Raw genomic sequence first — 21,358 nt, 5'->3', positions numbered from 1 at the left:
CTAGCAGTAAGTCTAGAGGCACTGGGTACCGACCCTGCGAACCGGCTACTCTGAGCCGGTGAACGAAGGATCGGGGGTCGCGAATCCGGGTGAGAGATCGGTCACCTCGAACGCCGAGCCCTCCCGTGGCGGCGGATCGGGGACCGCACCCGGTGACGTGTTGCCGAACTCGCGCGCGCCGCAAGTACGCTGGCTGATTGCTGCGATCGCGTTGTTCGCGGTGTCCGCGCTCGTCTCGCTGCTGGCGCACTGGTGGCACGGCTATATCGACCTTCAGGTCTATCGCAACGGCGCCCGGGTCTGGCTGGACGGCGGCGATCTGTACGGCCCGATGCCGCCGGTCGAGGGGATCGGACTGCCGTTCACCTATCCGCCGCTTGCCGCGTTGTTCTTCGCGCCGCTCGCCCTGATGCCGCTGGTCGCCGCCGAGGTGCTGGTCGTCGTCACCAACGTGCTCAGCCTCGGCATCTCGCTGTGGCTGGTGCTGACTCGCCTGCGGCCCGAGTTGTCCCGCCCGATGCTGCTCACGCTGGTGATCGGCGCGGTCGCGGTGGCGCAGTTCTTCGAACCCGTCCGCCAGACCTTCGGCTTCGGCCAGATCAACCTGGTGCTGATGGCCGCGATCACGCTGGATTGCCTGGCGCGCAAGCCGTTCTGGCCGCGCGGCATGCTGATCGGCATCGCGGTGTCGGTGAAGCTCATCCCGGCCGGTTATCTGCTGTACTTCGTGCTGCGCAAGGACTGGAAGGCCGCCGGCACGCTGGTGGTCTCCGCGATCGCGGCGGTCGGCCTCGGATTCCTCCTGTTCCCGGGCGATTCCGTGGACTACTGGTTCCACACACTCGCCGACACCGGCCGGATCGGACCGCCGTACTTCGCGGGCAACCAGTCCATCAAAGGCATGGCGTTCCGCCTCGGCATCGACGACACGGCGGCCACCCTGGTGTGGATCATCCTGTCGGTGCTGGCCGTCGCACTGGCCGCGGTGTGGATGCGCAGGCTGATCGATGCGGGGGCCACCGTGGCTGCGCTGCTGGTGAATGCCGCCGCCGTGCTGCTGGTCTCGCCGGTGTCCTGGTCGCATCACTGGGTGTGGATCGCGCCGGCGCTGGTCCTCACCGCCGATCTCATGGTGCGCGGCGCGCGCAGCCCTCGGGTGATCGGCGTGGTCGTGGTCATCGCCGTGCTGTTCCTGATCGGTCCGCACTGGCTGCTGCCGCACTCGCGCGACCACGAGCTGGACTGGGCCTGGTGGCAGCAGATCATCGGAAGCAATTACGTGCTCGCCACTTTCGCCGTGTTCATCGCGGCGGTGTTCACCTACCGCCCGGTGGCCTCCGGCGTGAGGAAGGCCGCCAGCGCGGCGGCGTAGGCGGGAACGTCGAACGCGCCCATCAGTTCGCGCGCCGAATGCATCGCCAGCTGCGGCGCGCCGACGTCGACGGTCGGCATGCCGGTGCGCGCCGCGGTCATCGGCCCGATGGTGGAGCCGCAGGGCAGGTCGGCGCGATGTACATAGCGCTGCAACGGGACCGCGGCCTGCGCGCAGGCCAGCGCGAACGCGCCGGCGCCGGTGGCGTCGGTGGCGTAGCGCAAATTCTGGTTGACCTTCAGCACCGGCCCGCCGTTGACCTCGATCCGGTGCGCGGGCTCGTGCCGCTCCGGATAGTTGGGGTGCGTGGCGTGCGCCATGTCGCCGGACGCGCACACCGAACCGGCCAGCGCGGCCAGGTAATCGGCGCGGCCGCCGCCGCGCGCGAGCACGATGCGTTCCAGCACCGTGGGCAACAGATCGGATTGCGCGCCGCGGTCGGACTGACTGCCGACCTCCTCGTGGTCGAACATGGCCAGCACCGGGACGGCCGCGCCCGGCTCGTCGATCGCGGCGAGGAACGCCTGCAAGCCGGCGAAACAGGTGCCCTGGTTGTCCAGACGCGGCGCGCTGACCAAGTCCTGGTCCCGCCCGATCAGCCTGCTCGGCGTCAAGTCGTGGGTCATCAGCTCCCAGCCGAGCACGTCGCCCGGATCGACCTCGGCCCAGTCGGCCACGAAATCGATGAAGGCGGCCGCCTCGTAGCCCGCGCCCCACACCGCGTTGACGTGCCGCTGCGGATCCAGCGTGACACCCCTGCGGTCCTCGGACAGATGGATGGCCAGTTGCGGCACCCGCAGGATCGGCTCATCGATGCGAACCAGGCGTTCGCCCAGCGTGTTTCCGTCCCGCACGCTCAGCCGCCCGGAGACACCCAGCTCCCGGTCAAGCCATGAGTTCAGCCACGCACCGCCGTAGGGTTCGAGCCCGACCAGCTGCCAGCCCGCCGAGGTCAGATCGGGATGCTGCTTGACCCGCAGGTTGGGACTGTCGGTATGCGCTCCGACGACGCGGAACGGGGTCGCACCATCGGCGTCCCCCGCCGCCCAGGCGACCAGCGAGCCACCACGAACCACGTAATGCCTGCCCGCGCTGTCCGCGGGCCAGGTCTGCGACTCGGCGAGCCGGGTGAACCCCCGAGCGTCCAATTCCGCGGCGACCGTGCGGCAGACGTGGAACGGCGACGGGGACGCATCGATGAACGCGCACAGCCCGGCGGCCGTGGCTGCGGTGGTGGAGACGGGCATGCCTGCGATCCTAGGCAAGCGGGGCGCTACCGGCGTGTCCCGGTCGCCGCGCCCGCGTGGCGAATACCGGCCGAAACGGCGTGAACTATGCCGTTACCGCCGCACGGAGATCACCATGAGGCGTCCCCCGATTCGACCCGCGACATAAGGACAAGAATGGTCTGGCATCCGATCACGAATCGGACGTTCGCGGCATTCATCGGACGAATGTCCGGTACGCGAGAGTATTTACTCCGAGGCGATGGAAACCAGGTCGAGCAATCGCATGAGTTCGGTATATCGGCGCGCGCCGATTCGCCCGCGCAACTCCTGCTCGGCGCGCGCTTCCTCCGCGCGTACCTCGGCGACCAGGTCGGCGCCGAGCCTGCTGAGACCGATCAGGATGCGGCGCCGATCGTCCTGGGCGGCGAGCCGGAAGATCAGGCCGCGCTCGGCAAGATAGTCGGCGTGCCTGGTGGCCGAGGAGGGCGCGAGCTGCGATTTGGCCGCCAGCTCGGTCATCGTGATGCCCGCGTCGCAACACAGGTTCGACAGCATCGACCACTGATCCGGCGAGAGCTGCCTGGCGCACAGTGCCGCGTCCAAGTGCCGTACCCAACCGCGCTCCGCGGCACGCAGCGCGCCATGCAGCGTCGAATTTCCGCTTACAATGGACGTCATTATTTCCCGCCTGCCGTGAATTCCGCTCGAACGAGAAGAAGAGTACCGAATGTCGACGTCGATCGAGAGCCCCGACGGCACGATCGAGGTCTTGAACATAGTTCCACGGCAGGGACCCGGCGGTATCGTCGCTCCGTCCTGCGATGCGGCGATATCGCTCGCGGTGGATGAAATCAACCGGGGAGCGGGAATTCTGGGGCGGGAAATTCGTACTACGAATATCGACGGAGGGCGGCCGCCGCACGAGGTGGCCGCCGAGGTCTCCGCCCTGCTGGCCACCGGCATGGTCCACGCGATCACCGGCTGGCACACCTCCGCAGTGCGGCGAGCGGTGGCGCGGGCAGGTGCGGGCCGGGTGCCGTACCTGTACGCCACCAGCCACGAGGGCCTGACCGACGAACTACCCGGCGTGCTGATGCTCGGCGAGCACCCGGCCGGGCAGACCGTGGCCGCCGTGCACTGGCTCGAACGCGAGTACGGCGTGCGGCGATTGGCCGTCATCGGCAACGACTACATCTGGCCGCGTCGCTCAGCGCAGGCGATTCGGGAAAGCCTGTCCGATCCGGCCGCGATCGTGCTGGAACGATACGTCCCGCTGGGGTACGCGGACTTCTCGGACTTTCTCGCTCATCCGGCCCTGGACCTGGCCGACGCGGTGGTCATCCTGATGGTCGGCGCCGATGTCGCCCGCTTCAACCGGCAGTACGCGGCATGCGGCCGCGACGCGACGCAGCTGCGGCTGAGTCCGGCCGCCGACGAAAACGTGCTGCTCGCGGCGGGAGCGGAGGCCAACCACGGCTTCTTCGTTGCGTCCAGCTTCTTCCTCGACGAGCGCGTGCCCGACGCGCGCGACCGGATGACCCGCTATCGCGCGCGGCACGGCGCGTTCGCCCCCGCGCTGACCAGTTTCAGCAACGCCACCTACGAAGCCGTCCACGCCATCGGCGCGCTCGCGCGGACGGTTGGGTCACTGGAAGTGCCGGATATCCTCGACGCGCTCGACCACGGCCTGTACCTGGAAACCCCTTCCGGAATCCGGGGTTTCCGCGGCAACCAGGCGATCCAGCACGGCTACGTGGCCCGAGCGAGCGGCGTGGACTTCGAGATCGTCGACCGCATCAGCTGAGTCGACGCCGGGGACGATCAGACCCCTACGAGCGTGTCCAGCACCGACAGGAACAGGCCGAGCCCGTCGTCGCTGGGGCCGGTCAGCGGCTCGGTGGCGTGTTCAGGGTGCGGCATCAGACCGACGACGCGACCGTTGGCCGACGCGATGCCCGCGATGCGACGCTGCGAGCCGTTCGGGTTGTCGCTCGCGTAGCGGAAGACCACCCGGCCCTCGCCCTCGAGCTGGTCCAGCACGGCCTCCGACGCCTGATAGCGCCCCTCGCCGGACTTGAGCGGGACGAGGATCTGAGCGCCGGGCTCGAAGCGGGAGGTCCACGCGGTCGACACCGACTCCACGGTGAGCCACTCGTCGCGGCAGATGAAGTGCAGCCCCTCGTTGCGGGTCAGCGCACCGGGCAGCAGCCCGGCCTCGCACAGCACCTGGAAGCCGTTGCAGATGCCGAGCACCGGCAGTCCGGAACCCGCCGCGCGCACGACCTCGCCCATCACCGGGGCGAAGCGCGCGATGGCGCCCGCGCGCAGGTAGTCGCCGTAGGAGAAGCCGCCGGGCACGATCACCGCGTCGACGCCCTTCAGGTCGGCGTCGGCATGCCACAGACTCACCGCCTCGGCGCCCGCCAAGCGCACCGCCCTGGCCGCGTCGATGTCGTCGAGCGTGCCGGGGAACGTGATGACCCCGATGCGCGCGGTCATGAGACGCGGACCACCTTCCACTCCTCGATCACCGTGTTGCACAACAGCGATTCGGCGATCTGCTCGAGCGCCGCGTCGTCGACGCTGTCGTCGACGTCGAGTTCGAATCGCTTGCCCTGCCGCACGTCCGAGACGCCATCGAATCCCAGGCGCGGGAGTGCGCCGACGATGGCCTGCCCCTGCGGATCCAGGATCTCGGCCTTCGGCATCACCTCGACCACGACTCGTGCCACGCGTTGCTCCTCATGTGGTTGGGGGGTTACCTCAGCAGCGTAGTTGTGCTGGTCGCCTGCGTCATCCGCGGGGTCGTCCGCGACCGCGCGCTGTCGTGGAGAACACACCGGGCGTGGCTAGCATGACGGCATGCGCATAGCCCACTTCGGTCATTCCTGCCTCCTCGTCGAGCTGCACGGCAAGAAGATCCTGTTCGATCCGGGCACCTTCTCCCACGGCTTCGAGGGCCTCACCGGCCTGGACGCGATCGCGGTCACCCATCAGCATCCCGACCACATCGACCCGAACCGGATCGAGGCGCTGATCGACGCGAACCCCGGCGCGCGCCTGCTGTCGGACCCGCAGACCGCCGAGCAGCGCGGCGAGCGGTGGGAAGCGGTGCACGCGGGCAACGTGCTCACTCTCGGCGATCTCCGCATCACCGGCGGGGGTGGCAGGCACGCCGTCATCCATCCGGAGATCCCCGTGATCGACAACACCGTCTTCCAGTTGGGCACCGCCGAGGACCCGGCGCAGCTCGTGCACCCCGGCGACTCGCTGTGGGTGCCGCCGGTGCCCGTCGGGGTGCTCGCCGCTCCGGCCGCCGCGCCATGGATGCGGGTCAGCGAAGCCGTCGATTACCTGCGCGCGGTCGCTCCGCGTGTCGCGCTGCCCATCCACTACGGCATCATCCGGGAGGAGGCGCAGGGCATCTACTTCGGCAGGCTGTCGGAGATGGCCCCGGCCGGAACCGAATTCCGCGTGCTCCAGCCGGAGCACGACACCGATCTGTAGCGCTACCCGGCGTAGGTGGCGAGGAAGATCGCCTCGGCCAGCGCCATGTGTTCGATCTCCTTCGGGTCCACGCTCTCGTTGGGCGCGTGGATCAAGGATTTCGGCTCCTCGACGCCCATCAGCATGATCTCCGCGTCCGGGTAGGTGGTGGCGAAGACGTTGCACAGCGGGATCGATCCGCCCTGCCCCTGGGTGGTCGCAGGGCGGCCGTAGGAGGCGGCGAGCGCCGCTTCCATGGCGGCGCGCGCCGGGCCGCCCGTCGAGGACCGGAAAGGCGCTCCGGCGCCTTCCAGTTCGACGGTCAGCTCGGCGCGCCACGGGGTGTGCGCCTCCAAGTGCGCGACGAGCGCCCGGTACGCGTCATCCGGGTCGGTGCCCGGCGGGATGCGCAGGTTGAGGCGGGCGCGCGCGGTCGCGGGGATCGCGGCGGCCGATCCCACCACCGGAGGGGCGTCGATGCCGAGCACCGTCAGCGCGGGCCGGGCCCACAGCATGTCGGCGACGGTGCCGTCGCCGACGAGTTCCACGCCGCGCAGCACGCGCGCGTCGGCGTGGAACTGCTCGCTCGGATACTGCACACCCGGCCAGACCTGATCGTTCGGCAGCCCGTCGACGGTGGTGTTGCCCCGCTCGTCGCGCAGCGAGGCCAGCAAGCGGATCAGCGCGGCCAGCGCGTCGGGGGCCGGACCGCCGAACATGCCGGAATGCAAAGGGCTGGCGAGGGTTTCGACAGTGACCACCACGTTCACGCCACCGCGCAACGTCTGGGTCAAGGTCGGCACGCCCGCGGCGAAGTTGCCGCAGTCGCCGACCACGATCGCGTCCGCGCGCAGCAGTTCCGGATTGGCCTCCACGAAGCGCTCCAGTCCGCCGGTGCTCTGCTCCTCGGAGCCTTCCGCGACGACGGTGACGCCCAGCGGCAGGTCCGGCCCCAGCGCGCGCAGCGCCGTCAGGTGCATGACGATGTTGCCCTTGCAGTCGGCGCTGCCGCGTCCGTACCAGCGCCCGTCGCGCTCGGTCAGCTCCCACGGCGAGGTGCGCCACGCTGCCTCGTCCATCGGAGGCTGAACGTCGTAGTGACAGTAGAGCAACACCGTCGGCGCGCCGGCGGGGGCGGGCCGGGACGCGACGACCGCCTTGGTGCCGTCCGGCGTTTCGTGCAGGCCGACCGTGGTGAGTCCGGCGGCGGCGAACGCGTCGGCCACCCACTGCGCCGCCATGTCGCACTCCTCCATCGGATACTGCCGTGGATCGGCCACCGACCGAAACGAAACCAGCTGTGCCAAATCGGTTTTCGCCTGCTCCATCAACCCGGCCACGGCACCGCGCAATTCCGCCACCCGCACATCCTCTGCCATGCCACAACCCTATCCCCCGCCGTCGGGGCGAAGTCCGCACCGCGGGCGGGGTGTTCACGCGGTCCGCGCCGGAAGCGCGAAGTGCGGCCGATGGCGTGAAGGGTGTGCCAAGCTGAGCGTCGAGGGCGTCGGCAAACTACCGGCATTCTCGGCAGGCACGCCCGCACACCGTCGAACCGGGAGGCCGTTGACATGTCCGAAGCAGCCGATGACCTGTTCGCCCTGCCGGGGCTCAGCCGGTCCGCGCCGCGGGCCGGATTTCCACCGCACGAGATGTTCCCGCAGGTCGCCTACGAAATCGTGCACGACGAACTGATGCTCGACGGCGTCTCCAGGATGAACCTGGCCACGTTCTGCACCACTTGGGTGGACGACCAGGCGCGCAGGCTGATGTCCGAGTGCCTGGACAAGAACATCGTCGACAAGGACGAGTACCCGCAGACCGCCGAATTGGAGCGCAGGGCCGTCCGGATGGTCGCCGATCTGTGGCACGCGCCGGACCCGGCCGCCACGCACGGCACCTCGACCATCGGGTCCAGCGAGGCGGCCATGCTCGGCGGCTTGGCGGCGAAATTCCGCTGGCGCAAGCGCGGCGGCACCGGGACGCCCAATTTCGTCTGTGGGCCCGTCCAGGTGTGTTGGGAGAAGTTCGCACGCTATTTCGATGTCGAAATCCGCCAGATTCCGCTGCGCGGCGACCGGCTCACCATGCACCCCGACGACCTCGCGGAATATTGCGACGCGAACACCATGATGGTCGTGCCGACCTTCGGCCAGACCTACACCGGTTTGTTCGAGGACGTCACCGGGATCAGCGCCGCGCTCGACGCGTTGCAGCGGGACAAAGGCCTGGACATCCCCATCCACGTCGACGCGGCCAGCGGCGGCTTCCTCGCTCCGTTCGCCGCACCGGATCTGGTCTGGGATTTCCGGCTGCCCAGGGTGAAGTCGATCAACGCCTCCGGCCACAAGACCGGGCTGGCCCCGCTCGGCGCGGGCTGGGCGATCTGGCGCGAAGCGGCCGACCTGCCGCGGGAGCTGATCTTCGACGTCGACTACCTCGGTGGCAGCATGGCCACCTTCAACCTCAATTTCTCCCGCCCCGGCGGGCAGGCGATCACGCAGTACTACCAGTTCATCCGGCTGGGACGCACCGGTTACGCCCGGGTGCAGTCCGCGATCTACCGCGCGGCGCAGCACTTGGCCGCGGGCCTGCGCGGGCTCGGGGTCTTCGAGCTGATCCACGACGGCGATCCGCAGCGCGGCATCACGGCCGTGTGCTGGCGGCTGACCGGCGATCCCGGCTTCAACCTCTACGACCTGTCCGACCGGCTGCGCTCCCGAGGCTGGCTGATCGCCGCCTACCCGCTGCCCGCCGACCGGGACGACGAGACGGTGATGCGGGCGGTGCTGCGCCACGGCTTCACCATCGATATGGCCGACCTGCTGCTCGCCGATCTCGACCGCTGCATGACCCAGCTGCGACAACGGCCGTTCGCCACCTCGCTCACCCGTGCGGAGGCGGGGGGTTTCACCCACGACGCGGAGCCCGCCGTGGCGGACACGACGATCGCCGCGTCCTGATCGTGACAGCGCCGCCGCCCGGCTACGCCATTCGCGGGCGGCGGCGCCGATCGGGCGCGCGCGAGCGGTCCCGACCGGCCGCGGGCGACGGAGCCGACCCGCCCCCGCCCGCGGCGTCAGTCATGCGGCCCGAGCCGCCTGGAAGGGCTCCCACCGGTAGGTGGCGCCGGTCGCGCCGTGGAACAGCGCGAGGTCGACGGCGTCGAGCATGGCTTGACGCGGGCCTGGCCGCCCCAGCTGGGCGGCCGACACGGCCAGCCGCAGCACGCCGCCGCGGCGGGCGGTGCGCGCCGCGCCCATCACCAGGGCGCGGCACCACCAGGGTTCCGCGCGGAAACCTTCGCCGATGCCGTACACCCTGGCCTTCTGCGCCGTGTTGCGCTCCAGGTCGATGATCGAGGTGAGGCCGAGCGCCAGCCGGAAACCGGCCGTCGGCAGCGCGTCCAGCGCCCCCGCCGAGGCATCCCAGCGCGGGGCCGCGAACAGCCGGGTGCGCAGGTCGGCCTGTTCCAGCACCCGGTCGGCGGCGGTCAGCCGCAGCCGTGCCTCGTGTCCCGGCAGCGTGGCGAACTCGGCGCGCCGTCGCTTGGTGGCCGCTTGGTCGTAGCCGTGCAACACGATGGCGTCGCCGCGGGCGCGCCTGCCGCGCAGCCAAGCCTGCGTGGCCGGGTCCTCGAGCAGCCGGTATTTGCCCTTCAACCGCGGCGCGACCAGCAGCGAGAGCGGCACGCCGCGCCGATCCATCTCTTCGGCGAATTCGATCGCCATGTCCCGGGTGGTGTCCCTGATCCCGGAAATCGACACGATCAGCTCAGCGTTCATGACCCCACGGTGCCAGCCGGACGTGTCCGTGATGTGCAGAGTGTATGACGAGGTGGCGAACACTCCGCCACACCTGCGTCGAGCGGCCGCCCCGCGCTCGGCGCGCCGCCGCCACCAGCGGCGCGCCGACGCGTCACGCGTCGGCGAGACCGACCGTGTCCAGCACCCAGGCGTGCTCGAAGGCCACTTCCCGCCACTTCTCGTAGCGGCCGCTGACCCCGCCGTGGCCCGCGCTCATCTCCGTCTTCAGCAGCAGCGGCGCGTCGCCGGTCGCGGTGGCGCGCAGCTTGGCGATCCACTTCGCCGGCTCGACGTAGAGCACGCGGGTGTCGTTCAGGCTGGTGATGGCCAGGATCGCCGGATAGTCCTTCGCCTCGACGTTCTCGTACGGCGAGTAGGACTTCATGTACGCGTAGACGTCCTTGTCGGCCAGCGGGTTGCCCCATTCGTCCCACTCGATCACGGTGAGCGGGAGCGACGGGTCGAGGATCGAGGTGAGCGGATCGACGAATGGGACGTTCGCCAGAATGCCCGTGAACAGCTCGGGTGCCAGGTTCGCCACCGCACCGACCAGCAGGCCGCCCGCGCTGCCGCCGTCGGCGACCATCCGGTCCGGGGCGGTGACCCCGGTGTCGATCAGATGCCGTGCGGCGGTGACGAAGTCGGTGAAGGTGTTCTTCTTGGTGAGCGTCTTGCCGTGCTCGTACCAGAGCCTGCCCATCTCGCCGCCGCCGCGCACGTGCGCGACGGCGAAGACCATGCCGCGATCCAGCAGCGACAATCGGGCAACCGAGAACGACGGGTCGATACTCGCCTCGTAGGAGCCGTAGCCGTACAGCAGCAGCGGCTTCGGCCCGTCGGCGGTCGTCTTCTTCCGTACGAGCGAGATCGGGATGCGGGTGCCGTCCTCGGCCACGGCCCAATCCCGGTGCTGCTCGTACTCGTCGGCGTCGTAACCGCCGAGCACCGGCTGTTCCTTGCGCAGCAGCAGTTCACCGGTGGCGGGAACGTAGTCGAACACCTGCATCGGGGTGATGAAGGAGGTCAGTCCGATGCGCAGAGTCGGCTGGGCCCACTCCGGGTTGGAGCCGGTGCCGACCGCGAAGAGTTCCAGATCGAACTCCAGTTCGCGCCGCTCACCGTAACCGGAGTCGGTCAGCGGCCACACCGCGATCCGGGTGAGCGCCTCGCGCCGGTAGCTGAGCACCAAGTGATCTCGGAACGCGTCGATGTCCTCCAGCCGCACGTCCTCGCGATGGGCGATCAGCTGCGTGAGGTTCGACGGGTCGTCCACCGGCGCCTCGGCGAGCACGAAGTTCTCCGCCTTGACCCCGTCGACCACGTCGTTGTGCAGGATCAGGAACCGGTCCTGCCCGCCGATCACCGCGTGCTCGGCGGAGTACTCGACGCCCTCGCGGCGCGGCAGCAGCACGCGGAACTCGCCCTCCGGATCGTCGGACTCGAGCACCCAGCCCTCGCTGGTGATCTTGGAGCCGACCCAGATCATCAGGTACTTCTCCGAGCGGGTCGCGCCGATGCTCACCCAATAGCGCTCGTCGGGCTCGTGGAACACCTTGACGTCGGGATCGGTGCTGCCGAGCCGGTGCCGCCACACCGTGTCGGGCCGCCACGACTCGTCCACGGTCTGATAGAAGACATGGCTACCGTCCAGCGACCAGGTCGCGCCGGGAGCGGTGCCCGCGATCTCGTCGCCGAGCAGTTCGCCGGTGCGCAGATCCTTGAAGCGCAGCACGTAGCGCTCGTCGCCGACGTTGTCCACCGAGTAGGCCAGCAGCGTGCCGTCATGGCTGATCGAGAACGCGCCGAGCGCGAAGAAGTCGTGTCCCTCGGCCAGCTCGTTGCTGTCGAGCAGCACCTCTTCGCCGGGAACCTCGGTCTCGGCGTCCAGCTGCGGCGGCGTCCACGCGTCGATGCCTTCGGCCTCGGCGGCGATCGGGCACCGGCAGTGCACGCCGTACTGCTTGCCCTCGAAGCTGCGCGAGTAGTACCAGTAGTCGCCCAGCCGTGTCGGCACCGACAGGTCGGTCTCCTGCGTGCGCGCCTTGATCTCGTCGAAGATGGTCTCGCGCAACGTGCTCAGATGCGCGGTCTGCGCCTCGGTGTAGGCGTTCTCCGCCTCGAGGTAGGCGATGACGTCGGGGTTGTCCTTGTCCCGCAGCCACTCGTACTCGTCGACGAACACGTCGCCGTGGTGCACCCGCTCGGTGGGCACCTGCTTGGCGACCGGCGGCGCCACCGCGCCGCTACCGGGTTCGGAGATCGTTCCGCTGTCGAGAGCCATGGCGTCCACCCTACTGTTCGGCCGCCTCGCCGCCCGCCGCGCGGATGATGCCGTCGAGCACCTCACCGGTCCGGCGCAGATCGCGCATCGCCTGATCGATCCTGGCCCGTTCCTCGGTGAGCTTCTCCACCAGGAACGGCGTGGCCATGGCGTTGGGCGTGCCGTCGACGTCGTGGATGCAGGGCAGCAGTTCACCGATCGTGTCGCTGTGCAGGCCCGCGGCGAACATCTCCTGGATGCGCCGGACCCGGTCGACCGCCGCCTCCGCGTACTCGCGCTGCCCGCCGGAGGACCGCTGCGAGCTCAGCAGGCCCTTGGTCTCGTAATACCGCAGCGACCGGACGCTCACGCCGGTCCGCTCGGCCAGTTCACCGATCCGCATCTTCGCCCCTTGACCTAACATCAATGTCAGGTTTTACGGTACAGCCATGCTGCTGTTGACCGAATACCGCAACCACAAGCTCGACCTGCCCAACCGGATCGTCATGTCCCCGATGACCCGGCTGCGCTCGCTGCCCGACGGCTCTCCGACCAGCGATGTCGCCGACTACTACGCACAGCGCGCGACCGCGGGACTGATCATCACCGAGGGCATCTGGCCGCATTCGACCGGCCAGAGCGAAGCGTGGGTGCCGGGATTGCAGACGCAGGCGCACGTCGCGGCGTGGCGCCGGGTCACCGAGGCGGTGCACGCGCGCGGCGGACGCATCTTCGCGCAACTCATGCACGGCGGACGCAAGGGTCACCCGCTCGCCCGGATCGACGGGTCCTGGCCCGCCGGACCGTCGGCGGTGCTCGACGACGACCGCGTGCACCTGATCGACGGTGGCAAGGCCGATCCGATCACGCCCGCCGCACTCGATCGCGCCGGCATCGAGGCCGCGATCGGGCACTACGCGGCCGCCGCGCGCAATGCCGTGGCGGCGGGCTTCGACGGAGTCGAGATCCACGCCGCCAACAGCTATCTGCCGCATCAATTCCTGGCCGACAACACCAACCTGCGCGACGACGAGTACGGCGGTTCGATCGTCAACCGCATGCGGCTGCCCCTCGCGGTGGTGGACGCGGTGACCGAGGCGATCGGCGCGCACCGCACCGCCATCCGGCTCTCGCCCGGCAATCCCCAGTTCAACATGTACGAAGCCGACCCGGCCCCGCTCTACCGCGCACTCGTCGCCGAACTCGACGCGCGCGACCTCGCCTACCTGCACCTCACCGACAACGATCGCTACCCCGCACTCGCCGACCTGCGGCCGCGCTGGCACGGCACACTCATCGCGAACATCGGCGAGAACCGCGAGCCGACCACGGCGGCGGGCGCCGAAGCTGCGCTGCGCGCCGGACACGCCGACTTGGTCTCGTTCGGCAGGTCGTTCATCGCCAATCCCGATCTGGTGCACCGGATCCGATACGACCTGCCCCTGGCTCCCATTCGCGAGGAGTTCCTGTACGGCCGCACTGCCGAGGGGTACAGCGACTACCCGAACTGGACGGCGGCCCAACTGGTGGGCGACTGACTCGTCGCTACGTCCCGCGAGTACCCGAGAGGCCCGCTCGTAACTACCGAGCGAACCAAGCGGCTCCTTCGCCGCACGGATGGGAGCGGTCCACACGGCTGGCCGGCTTCCGGCGACGCTCGGCTGTGGCACCGCAGCCGAGCGTTCGCGGGAGCCCTGGTCCGCGATGGGCGCCGACGGCTGGCGCGACCGAACAGCGCTCAGCCGCCCAGCGCGCCCCGGATCGAGGCGGCGAGGTAGTCCAGATCCTCTCGCCGCGGACTGGTCGGGCGGCCGCGCAAACCGAACCCGTCGCCCGGCGTACGCGGGATGACGTGCAGGTGCACGTGGAAGACCTCTTGCCCGGCGGTAACCCCGTCCGCCAGAAAGAAATTCACCCCGTCGCAGCCCACCTCACTGGTCCGCAACGCCGCCGCAAGCCGCTGCCCCACCTGGAACAACTTCCCCCCGACCTCCGGATCGAGCTCCGCCAGACTGCGCGCCGCCACCTTCGGCACCACCAGCAGATGCCCCGGCGTCATCGGCCGGATATCCATGAACGCCAGAACGTCGTCATCCTCGTAGACCTTGCTCGACGGCGCCCGCCCGGCAACGATATCGGCGAAAATCGTGTAGGGATTCACGACCGGCAGCCTATGCGGTCACCGGTCGCGGCGATGCCGGGTAATGGATAGCCCGGACATCACGGGTGCGGTACCATCGAATCAGCTCCTGGCAGTAGCTGGGGGAAGTGGGCCCGGCTCCTCTCCGGACGGTGAGCAGTCGGGTTTCGCGCTATCTGGAGTGGTTGTCGACATCGATGACGTCTACAACCAAGGAAGCCACCAGTGGCCGCCAAACCCCACCGGCGCCGAACGCCCAGGCCACGGCGTCAGGCCACCATAGTCCCGGCTCAGTATGCGGCGGCAGATGCAGGTACGGCAGTTCCGCCGAAGCCTTACGAAGCGCTGCGGCGATGCAATTGCGATCGCGATGGTCCAGGCTCTCGCGAGATTCGATAACCAACCGCTCAGCCTTCAGATCCACCAGATAGGTGACCAATCGAGCCATACATTCGTCGCGAACGCGCACCTCAGCGCCTTTCCCGACGAAGACCGCGACGCGCACGCCTTCACATCGGGCCATCGTGGCGAGAATTTGCCGACGTCGTTGGTCCGGCTCCTTCGCGAAATGCCACCGGCGCTGGCCGGGCATACACAGACCGCGGACCACCGCTCGTGCGTGCTCGAGCAGCTGGGCGGGCACGAGGGCAGCGCACAGTATGTAGCGGTCGCGGCGAATCGACTCGTCCACGAAGGCGTGAATGGGCACCGGGGGACGATACCGGCCACTAGTCGAGCCGACGAACGATTTCGCCGCGAAAGGCGCAGTCCCGCTACAGGATCGGCGACGGTGAATACCTGGCCGCGTCCGGGTAGCGGTCGACGAGTTTCTGCACCTGGCCGATGACGTCGGCGACCTGGGACTCGGCCGCGCCGACGAAGGCGGACTTGTCCGACAGCGCCGTGTCGAGGGCGGGGCGGTCGAGGGGAAGCCGAGGGTCGGCGGCGAGGCGGTCCAGCAAGTCGGGTTCGCGTCCCTGCTCACGCATGGCGAGGGCGACCGCGACGGAGTGTTCCTTGATCACCTCGTGCGCGGTTTCGCGGCCCACACCGGTACGGACGGCCGCCATCAGGATGCGGGTGGTGGCGAGGAACGGCAGGTACCGGTCCAGTTCCCGGGCGATCACCGCCGGGTAGGCGCCGAACTCGGCCAGCACGGTGAGGAAGGTCTCCATCATCCCGTCGATGGCGAAGAACGCGTCCGGCAGCGCGACGCGGCGGACCACCGAGCAGAACACGTCGCCCTCGTTCCACTGCGCACCCGCCAGCTCGGCCGCCATCGAGGCGTAACCGCGCAGCACCACCTGCAAGCCGTTGACGCGTTCGCAGGAGCGGGTGTTCATCTTGTGCGGCATCGCCGAGCTGCCCACCTGACCGGGCTGGAAGCCCTCGGTGACCAGCTCGTGCCCGGCCATCAGCCGGATGGTGTGCGCGAACGAGGACGGACCAGCGCCCACCTGCACCAGCGTGGACAGCACATCGTGATCCAGCGAGCGCGGGTAGACCTGGCCCACGCTGGTGAGCACGGTCGCGAAACCGAGATGCCGGGCCACCTGCTGCTCCAGCCGGGCGAGCTTGGCCGGGTCGCCGCCGAGCAGGTCGAGCATGTCCTGCGCGGTGCCCATCGGGCCCTTGATCCCGCGCAGCGGATAGCGGTCGATCAGTTCCCGCAGCCGGGCGAGCGCGATCAGCAGTTCGTCGGCCGCGGAGGCGAACCGCTTGCCGAGCGTGGTGGCCTGCGCCGCGACATTGTGCGAGCGGCCTGCCATCACCAGCGCCTGGTACTCGGCGGCGCGCTCGGCCAGTCGCGCCGCGATCGCGACGCCGTGCACGTGCACGTGCTCGAGCGAGAGCCGGATCTGTAGCTGCTCCACGTTCTCGGTGAGGTCGCGGCTGGTCATGCCCTTGTGCACGTGCTCGTGCCCGGCCAGCGCGTTGAACTCCTCGATGCGCGCCTTCACATCGTGCCGGGTCACCCGCTCGCGTTCAGCGATGGCGGACAGGTCCACCTCGTCGAGCACGCGCTCGTAGTCGGCGATGACCCCCTCCGGCACCTCGACGCCGAGTTCCGCCTGCGCCCGCAGCACCTCCAGCCACAGCCGCCGCTCCAGTACCACCTTGTGCTCCGGCGACCACAGGTGCACCAGCTCCGGGCTGGCGTAACGGGTGGCGAGGACATTGGGGACGATGCTCACGTCCGGTCAGTCTAGTGCTCGGTAACGATCCACTTGCTGGGGCGTGGCACGGACGGGACCGTCCGCGGCCGCATAGGCCGCTGCCTCCGGGGCCGCCGACCGCGCAGGGGGCGCGACGATGTCGATCACTTCCAGCAGCGCGCCGCGGGCCATCCGCCGCGGTTCCGGGTCCATCTCGGTGAGCGCGGCCACCACGGCTCCGTCCACCACCGCGACCAACCTGCGCAGCTGTTCCGGCCGCACCATCCGGTCGGATCGGCGCAGCACGTCGGCCAGCAGCTCGTCCAGCTGCGCGCGCAGCCGTAACTGGACTTCGCGCAGCTCAGGGTGCCGCGCCGAGGCGACCGAACGCTCGTAGCGCGCGATGAGCTGGCCGCGCACTCCTTCGTCGGCCCCGTCGCTGCCGACCAGCAGGTCGAGCACCAGGTCGACGGTGGCCTCCGCGCCGCGGCGGCGGTGGCTCACCTCGCCGACCCGCCTGCGCATCGCGTCCAGCTCGGCATTGCCGCTGAACTCGACGGCCCGAGCGATGAGGTCGTCCAAGGATTCGAAATAGTAGGTGGTCGACGCCAGAGGCAGATCAGCGCGCGTCGCAACCGAGCGGTGCCGCACCGCCTCGAAACCGCCTTCGAGCAACAGCTCGGCAGCGGCGGCTATCAAAGCCTGGCGACGCCGTTCGCCTTTCGGGGTCGTCGCGGTGATCACCGTGCCATCGTGCCAGTCGTCATCAGTTCTTCCAGGGGAAATCAGCGAGGAAAAGCAACCATCGTTGTTTTACCGCATCCGCGCGGCCAGGGTGCCGAACTGCGAAAAGTTCTTGCCGGACAGGGCTTTCAAACGCCTAGATAGTGCCCTAGACGCAGCAGCGCCGCCTCGATGTCCGCGGTGGCTCCGGCAAACGAGAAACGAACCGTCCGGTGTCCGTTGACGGTGTCGAAATCCACCCCCGGAGCGAGCGCGACGCCGGTGTGGTTCAGCACGTCGGCGCACCAGGCGCGGGAGTCGTCGGTGAGGTGGCCGATATCGGCGTAGGCGTAGAAGGCGCCGTCGGCAGGGGCGAGGTCGGTGATGCCCAGTTTCGGCAGGCCGTCCAGCAGCAACCGCCGGTTCTCCGCGTACCGCCGCACGTGCCCGTCGAGTTCCTCCTTGGCCTCCGCGCCGAACGCGTGCAGGGCCGCGTACTGCGAGATCGCCGGCGGGCACACGGTCAGGTTCGAGGCCAGACGCTGCAACGCCGGGCGCAGGCCGCTCGGCACCAGCATCCAGCCCAGCCGCCAGCCCGTCATGGAGAAGTATTTGGAGACCGAGCCGATCACCACCGCTTCCCGCGAGGTCTCCCAGGCCGAGGAGGTGGCGCTGTCGGCGCCCGTGTCGTAGGTGATGCCGTGGTAGATCTCGTCGGAGATCAGCAGCGTGCCGTGCTCCTCGCACCAGCGGGCCAGCGCGGCGAGCTCCGCGGGGGCGATCATGGTGCCGGTGGGGTTGGCCGGGCTGGCCACCACCAGACCGGCGGGCGGCTCGGGAAGCGCCTCCAGCATGGCGACGGTGGGCTGGAACCTGGTCTGCGCGCCGCAGTCCAGCTCCAGCACGCGGCAGCCGAGCGCGGCGAGAGTGTTGCGATAGGCCGGATAGCCGGGACGCGCCACCACGACGGTGTCGCCCGGGTCGAACGCCGCGAGGAAGATCAGCGAGAACGCGCCGGACGAGCCGGTGGTCACGACTACGTCGTCCGGGTGGACCTGGTAACCGTAGGTTTCCCGATGGTGTTCGGCGATCGCTTCCCGAATCGCCAGGATGCCGAAAGTCTCGGTGTAACCGAGCAATTCGGACTGGATGGCCAGTTGGGTGGCGCGCAGGACCGGCGTTGGCGCCGGCGTCGACGGCTGCCCCGCCGCGAGCACCAGCACATCGCCGTGCGTCCGGGCGCGTTCCGCGGCGGCTTTCCACACATCCATCACGTAGAAAGGTGGAATGGTCGACCGGCGAGATTCTCTGGACACTCGACAGACGGTAGAGCACGCTTCGCCGCGCAGTCGCGGTTATGGTCTACCCGATGCTCGATAAGTCTCGACGAGACGGACTCGACCGAGTGCGCGGAGTGGCCGGTATCGGCGTCATTCCGCGCGATTGGCGCGCGCGCTCGCCGCAGCGGCCCCGACGACGGCTTTTCGGGGGCGGCGGCCGGCTCGATCCGCGCCATCTGCGGGCCTGGTGGCAGCGCAGGCCGGATCCCCGCGACCTGTGGCGGCGCAAACCCACCGGCGAGGAGTTGCTCGCACTGGCGCGCAAACACAAGGTGCTGCTCGGCGGGCTCGCGGCGACCGCGGTGTTCGCCGCGGGCGACATGTCCTTCGCCGGGACGGTCACCGATCGCACGCCCGCGCCGGACCGCGCCCAGCGCGTCGCCGTCGCCTACCCGCCGCAGATGCAGAACACCCCGCCCTCGGTGAGCAGGTTGCTGAACGCGATCGCCAACGGTGAGCGGCTGCGCGAGCAGGCGGTGGTCGCGGCCGCCGCGCGCGCGACGCTCGAACGCGCCAAGGCCGAGGCGGCCGCCGCCGTCGCCGGTGAGCGGCAACCGTGGATGACCGGCACCGCGCCGGTGCAGCCTGGGGCGATGCCGCCGGGCGGACGCGGCTTCGCGCTGCCCGCCCACGGCGTCTTCACCTCCGGCTTCGGGTCTCGCTGGGGAACGTTCCACAACGGCATCGACATCGCGGGCCCGATCGGCACTCCGATCTACGCGGTCGCCGACGGCACCGTCATCGACGCGGGACCGGCGCAGGGCTTCGGCCTGTGGGTGCGGATCCGCCACGACGACGGCAGCATCACCGTCTACGGGCACATGTACGACTTCTTCGTCTCGGTCGGCGAGCGAGTGCCCGCAGGGATGCAGATCGCCCGCATGGGCAACCGCGGCGACTCGACCGGGCCGCATCTGCACTTCGAGGTGATCGTCGGCGGACAGCACGTCGACCCGCAGCAATGGCTGGCGGTGCGCGGGCTCACCTTCGGCTGAGCCGCGACGCACCGGGCGGCTCAGACCTCGATGCGGTTCTCCACGGCGGCCAAGCCGATATCGGTGCGGTAGTGGCTGCCGGGCAGTTTGATCGCGGCGATGCGGTCGTAGGCGCGGGCGTGGGCTTCGGCGAGATCGGCGCCGACGCCGACCACGTTCAGCACCCGTCCGCCCGCGGAGACCAAGGCGCCGTCCTCGCGCTGGGTGGTGCCCGCGTGCAGCACCGTCGCGTTCTCGTCGGACGCGCCCTCGCCCGCGCCGGTGATCGCGTCGCCGAGACGCGGACGCCCCGGGTAGTTCTCCGCGGCGAGCACCACGGTGATGGCGGAGCCGTCGCGCCAGCGCGGCGGCGCCACCTGCGCCAGCGTGCCGGTGGCGGTGGCGTACAGCAGCTCGCCGAGCGGGCTTTCCAGCAACGCCAGCACCGCCTGCGTCTCGGGATCGCCGAAGCGGCAATTGAATTCGACCACGGCGGGCCCGGCCGCGCCGATCGCCAGCCCCGCGTAGAGCAGGCCGGAGAAGCCACTGCCACGCCGGACCAGCTCGGCGGCAACGGGTTTCACCACGTCTTCGACGATCGCGGTGACGGTCTGCTCGGGCAGCCACGGCAGCGGCGTGTAGGCGCCCATGCCGCCGGTATTGGGTCCGGTGTCACCGTCACCGACGCGCTTGTGATCCTGCGCGGGCAGCAGCGGAACCACCGTCTCGCCGTCGACCAGGCAGAACAGCGAGACTTCCGGTCCGTCCAAAAACGACTCCAGCAGCACCGGGTGGCCCTGCTCCAGCAGTTCGGCCCCGTGCTCGCGTGCGGCGGATCGGTCGGCGGTCACCACCACGCCCTTGCCCGCGGCGAGTCCGTCGTCCTTCACCACCCAGGTGGGGCCGAATCGGTCGAGCGCGTCGTCCAGCTCGGCCGGGTTGTCCACCACTTCGCTGTGCGCGGTGCGCACGCCCGCCGCGGACATGACGTCCTTGGCGAAGGCCTTGGAGCCCTCGATCCTGGCGGCGGCGGCCGACGGGCCGAAGCACGGGATGCCCGCCACGCGCAGCGCGTCGGCGACGCCGAGCACCAGCGGGACCTCGGGGCCGATCACCACCAGGTCGGCATCCACCTCGGTGGCCAGCGCGACCACGTCCTCGGCGGCGCACGGGTCGACCGGACGAACCTGCGCGTGCTGCGCGATGCCGGCATTGCCGGGGGCGGCGAAGAGCGCGGTCACCGCGGGGTCCCGGCGCAGGGCCAGGACGAGGGCATGTTCACGGGCTCCGGAACCGATGACGAGTACACGCACGGCAGACAGCCTAAACGAGCCGTTCGGCGGGATCGCCGCTGCCGGTGCGCGCGGAGGGGATGATGAAAGGGGACAACGGATGTGGGACGGCAGCAGTCCCCCACCGACCACTGTGTCCTTTTTCCGGCATGAGCGGGGGCCTGACCACTCGTGCCTCCTGAGCACCGAAGGAAGTGCTGAAATGGGTCTGATCGACGGACTGATGGGCAACGCCGGCCGGATCGATCCGGGGCAGGCGCAACAGGAGTACGCCAAGCTCCTGGGCAACGGCGAACAGGTCTATGCCGCGTACCTGCTGGTCCGCGACGCGATGCTGTTCACCAACCGCCGCCTGATCCTCATCGACAAGCAGGGCGTCACCGGCCGCAAGGTGAGCTACCACAGCGTTCCCTATCGCGCGATCACCCACTTCTCGGTGGAGACGGCGGGCACCTTCGATCTGGACGCGGAGCTGGCGATCTGGATCTCGGGCAGCGACGAGCCGCTGCTGAAGCGGTTCAACCGGCAGGTGGACATCTACGAGGTGCAGGGCATCCTGTCGCACTTCGTCGCGGTATAG

21 protein-coding genes are annotated in these 21,358 nt (G+C 69.5%); 7 read left to right on the top strand and 14 right to left on the bottom strand.

The features are described from left to right. Nucleotides 1–58 precede the first annotated feature (58 nt). On the top strand, nt 59–1,372 hold the full coding sequence (locus NB3_RS01190) for a glycosyltransferase 87 family protein (RefSeq protein ID WP_244891725.1): 1,314 nt from the start codon (nt 59–61) through the stop codon (nt 1,370–1,372). Here the strand turns inward: NB3_RS01190 and NB3_RS01185 are convergent. Further along, complete coding sequence (locus NB3_RS01185; protein ID WP_067795117.1) at nt 1,321–2,619, bottom strand: M18 family aminopeptidase; 1,299 nt, start codon at nt 2,617–2,619, stop codon at nt 1,321–1,323. The two genes, NB3_RS01190 and NB3_RS01185, sit on opposite strands and share 52 nt — an antisense overlap. Nucleotides 2,620–2,847: 228 nt before the next feature. After that, on the bottom strand, nt 2,848–3,279 hold the full coding sequence (locus NB3_RS01180) for a MarR family winged helix-turn-helix transcriptional regulator (protein WP_067795114.1): 432 nt from the start codon (nt 3,277–3,279) through the stop codon (nt 2,848–2,850). A 49-nt stretch (nt 3,280–3,328) separates the two neighbouring features. Here NB3_RS01180 and NB3_RS01175 point away from each other — a divergent pair, with 49 nt between their 5' ends. Next, nucleotides 3,329–4,405 (top strand): substrate-binding domain-containing protein, encoded by a 1,077-nt coding sequence (locus NB3_RS01175; protein WP_067795111.1) that lies wholly within the window; start codon nt 3,329–3,331, stop codon nt 4,403–4,405. Between the two features lie 17 nt (nt 4,406–4,422). On the opposite strand, the gene purQ is transcribed toward NB3_RS01175, so the two are convergent. After that, on the bottom strand, nt 4,423–5,100 hold the full coding sequence (purQ, locus tag NB3_RS01170) for a phosphoribosylformylglycinamidine synthase subunit PurQ (RefSeq protein ID WP_067795109.1): 678 nt from the start codon (nt 5,098–5,100) through the stop codon (nt 4,423–4,425). Further along, nucleotides 5,097–5,333, bottom strand: a complete 237-nt coding sequence (gene purS, locus NB3_RS01165) for a phosphoribosylformylglycinamidine synthase subunit PurS (RefSeq protein WP_040773797.1) — start codon at nt 5,331–5,333, stop codon at nt 5,097–5,099. The genes purQ and purS overlap by 4 nt, the downstream gene beginning before the upstream one ends. Before the next feature lie 130 nt (nt 5,334–5,463). Here purS and NB3_RS01160 point away from each other — a divergent pair, with 130 nt between their 5' ends. Beyond that, nucleotides 5,464–6,108 carry an MBL fold metallo-hydrolase gene (locus NB3_RS01160; protein WP_067795106.1) on the top strand — a complete coding sequence of 215 codons (645 nt, stop codon included), beginning with the start codon at nt 5,464–5,466 and terminating at the stop codon, nt 6,106–6,108. 2 nt (nt 6,109–6,110) lie between these two features. Here NB3_RS01160 and NB3_RS01155 read toward each other — a convergent pair whose 3' ends face one another. Then, nucleotides 6,111–7,466: a dipeptidase gene (locus NB3_RS01155; RefSeq protein ID WP_067795103.1), complete on the bottom strand. Its 1,356-nt coding sequence runs from the start codon at nt 7,464–7,466 to the stop codon at nt 6,111–6,113. 192 nt (nt 7,467–7,658) lie between these two features. On the opposite strand from NB3_RS01155, the gene gad reads away from it, so the two are divergent. Continuing rightward, the gene (gene gad / locus NB3_RS01150) at nt 7,659–9,050 is read left to right on the top strand and encodes a glutamate decarboxylase (protein WP_067795100.1); all 1,392 of its coding nucleotides are present in this window, start codon (nt 7,659–7,661) and stop codon (nt 9,048–9,050) included. Between the two features lie 120 nt (nt 9,051–9,170). Here the strand turns inward: gad and NB3_RS01145 are convergent, their stop codons facing one another. The 3 genes from NB3_RS01145 to NB3_RS01135 form a co-directional block, all read right to left on the bottom strand. Further along, complete coding sequence (locus tag NB3_RS01145) at nt 9,171–9,872, bottom strand: DUF2334 domain-containing protein (protein ID WP_067795203.1); 702 nt, start codon at nt 9,870–9,872, stop codon at nt 9,171–9,173. A gap of 133 nt (nt 9,873–10,005) precedes the next feature. Continuing rightward, nucleotides 10,006–12,174 carry a S9 family peptidase gene (locus NB3_RS01140; protein WP_067795200.1) on the bottom strand — a complete coding sequence of 723 codons (2,169 nt, stop codon included), beginning with the start codon at nt 12,172–12,174 and terminating at the stop codon, nt 10,006–10,008. Between the two features lie 10 nt (nt 12,175–12,184). Beyond that, the gene (locus NB3_RS01135) at nt 12,185–12,556 is read right to left on the bottom strand and encodes a MerR family transcriptional regulator (RefSeq protein WP_067795097.1); all 372 of its coding nucleotides are present in this window, start codon (nt 12,554–12,556) and stop codon (nt 12,185–12,187) included. A gap of 46 nt (nt 12,557–12,602) precedes the next feature. On the opposite strand from NB3_RS01135, the gene NB3_RS01130 reads away from it, so the two are divergent. Next, nucleotides 12,603–13,691: an alkene reductase gene (locus tag NB3_RS01130; protein ID WP_067795094.1), complete on the top strand. Its 1,089-nt coding sequence runs from the start codon at nt 12,603–12,605 to the stop codon at nt 13,689–13,691. Nucleotides 13,692–13,891: 200 nt separating this feature from the next. Here NB3_RS01130 and NB3_RS01125 read toward each other — a convergent pair whose 3' ends face one another. From NB3_RS01125 to NB3_RS01105, 5 genes are all read right to left on the bottom strand, one after another. After that, nucleotides 13,892–14,314, bottom strand: a complete 423-nt coding sequence (locus tag NB3_RS01125; protein ID WP_067795091.1) for an HIT family protein — start codon at nt 14,312–14,314, stop codon at nt 13,892–13,894. A 151-nt stretch (nt 14,315–14,465) separates the two neighbouring features. After that, complete coding sequence (locus NB3_RS01120; RefSeq protein WP_067795088.1) at nt 14,466–15,002, bottom strand: hypothetical protein; 537 nt, start codon at nt 15,000–15,002, stop codon at nt 14,466–14,468. Between the two features lie 64 nt (nt 15,003–15,066). Further along, nucleotides 15,067–16,488, bottom strand: a complete 1,422-nt coding sequence (purB, locus tag NB3_RS01115; RefSeq protein WP_067795084.1) for an adenylosuccinate lyase — start codon at nt 16,486–16,488, stop codon at nt 15,067–15,069. Nucleotides 16,489–16,494: 6 nt separating this feature from the next. Further along, entirely contained in the window at nt 16,495–17,193 is a 699-nt protein-coding gene (locus NB3_RS01110; RefSeq protein ID WP_244891724.1) for a TetR/AcrR family transcriptional regulator, read from the bottom strand. Nucleotides 17,194–17,321: 128 nt separating this feature from the next. Further along, on the bottom strand, nt 17,322–18,488 hold the full coding sequence (locus NB3_RS01105) for a pyridoxal phosphate-dependent aminotransferase (RefSeq protein ID WP_157111413.1): 1,167 nt from the start codon (nt 18,486–18,488) through the stop codon (nt 17,322–17,324). A gap of 53 nt (nt 18,489–18,541) precedes the next feature. On the opposite strand from NB3_RS01105, the gene NB3_RS01100 reads away from it, so the two are divergent. Further along, nucleotides 18,542–19,507 (top strand): M23 family metallopeptidase, encoded by a 966-nt coding sequence (locus NB3_RS01100; protein WP_067795198.1) that lies wholly within the window; start codon nt 18,542–18,544, stop codon nt 19,505–19,507. Nucleotides 19,508–19,527: 20 nt separating this feature from the next. Here the strand turns inward: NB3_RS01100 and purD are convergent, their stop codons facing one another. Beyond that, the gene (gene purD / locus NB3_RS01095) at nt 19,528–20,799 is read right to left on the bottom strand and encodes a phosphoribosylamine--glycine ligase (protein WP_067795078.1); all 1,272 of its coding nucleotides are present in this window, start codon (nt 20,797–20,799) and stop codon (nt 19,528–19,530) included. A gap of 181 nt (nt 20,800–20,980) precedes the next feature. Here purD and NB3_RS01090 point away from each other — a divergent pair, with 181 nt between their 5' ends. Beyond that, the gene (locus tag NB3_RS01090; protein WP_067795076.1) at nt 20,981–21,358 is read left to right on the top strand and encodes a PH domain-containing protein; all 378 of its coding nucleotides are present in this window, start codon (nt 20,981–20,983) and stop codon (nt 21,356–21,358) included.

It is taken from the genome of Nocardia beijingensis NBRC 16342 (genome assembly GCF_001612785.1).
Classification (GTDB): Bacteria; Actinomycetota; Actinomycetes; order Mycobacteriales; family Mycobacteriaceae; genus Nocardia; species Nocardia beijingensis.
Note: the sequence above shows the minus strand (reverse complement) of the source record. Positions and strands in the feature narration are given on the sequence as shown.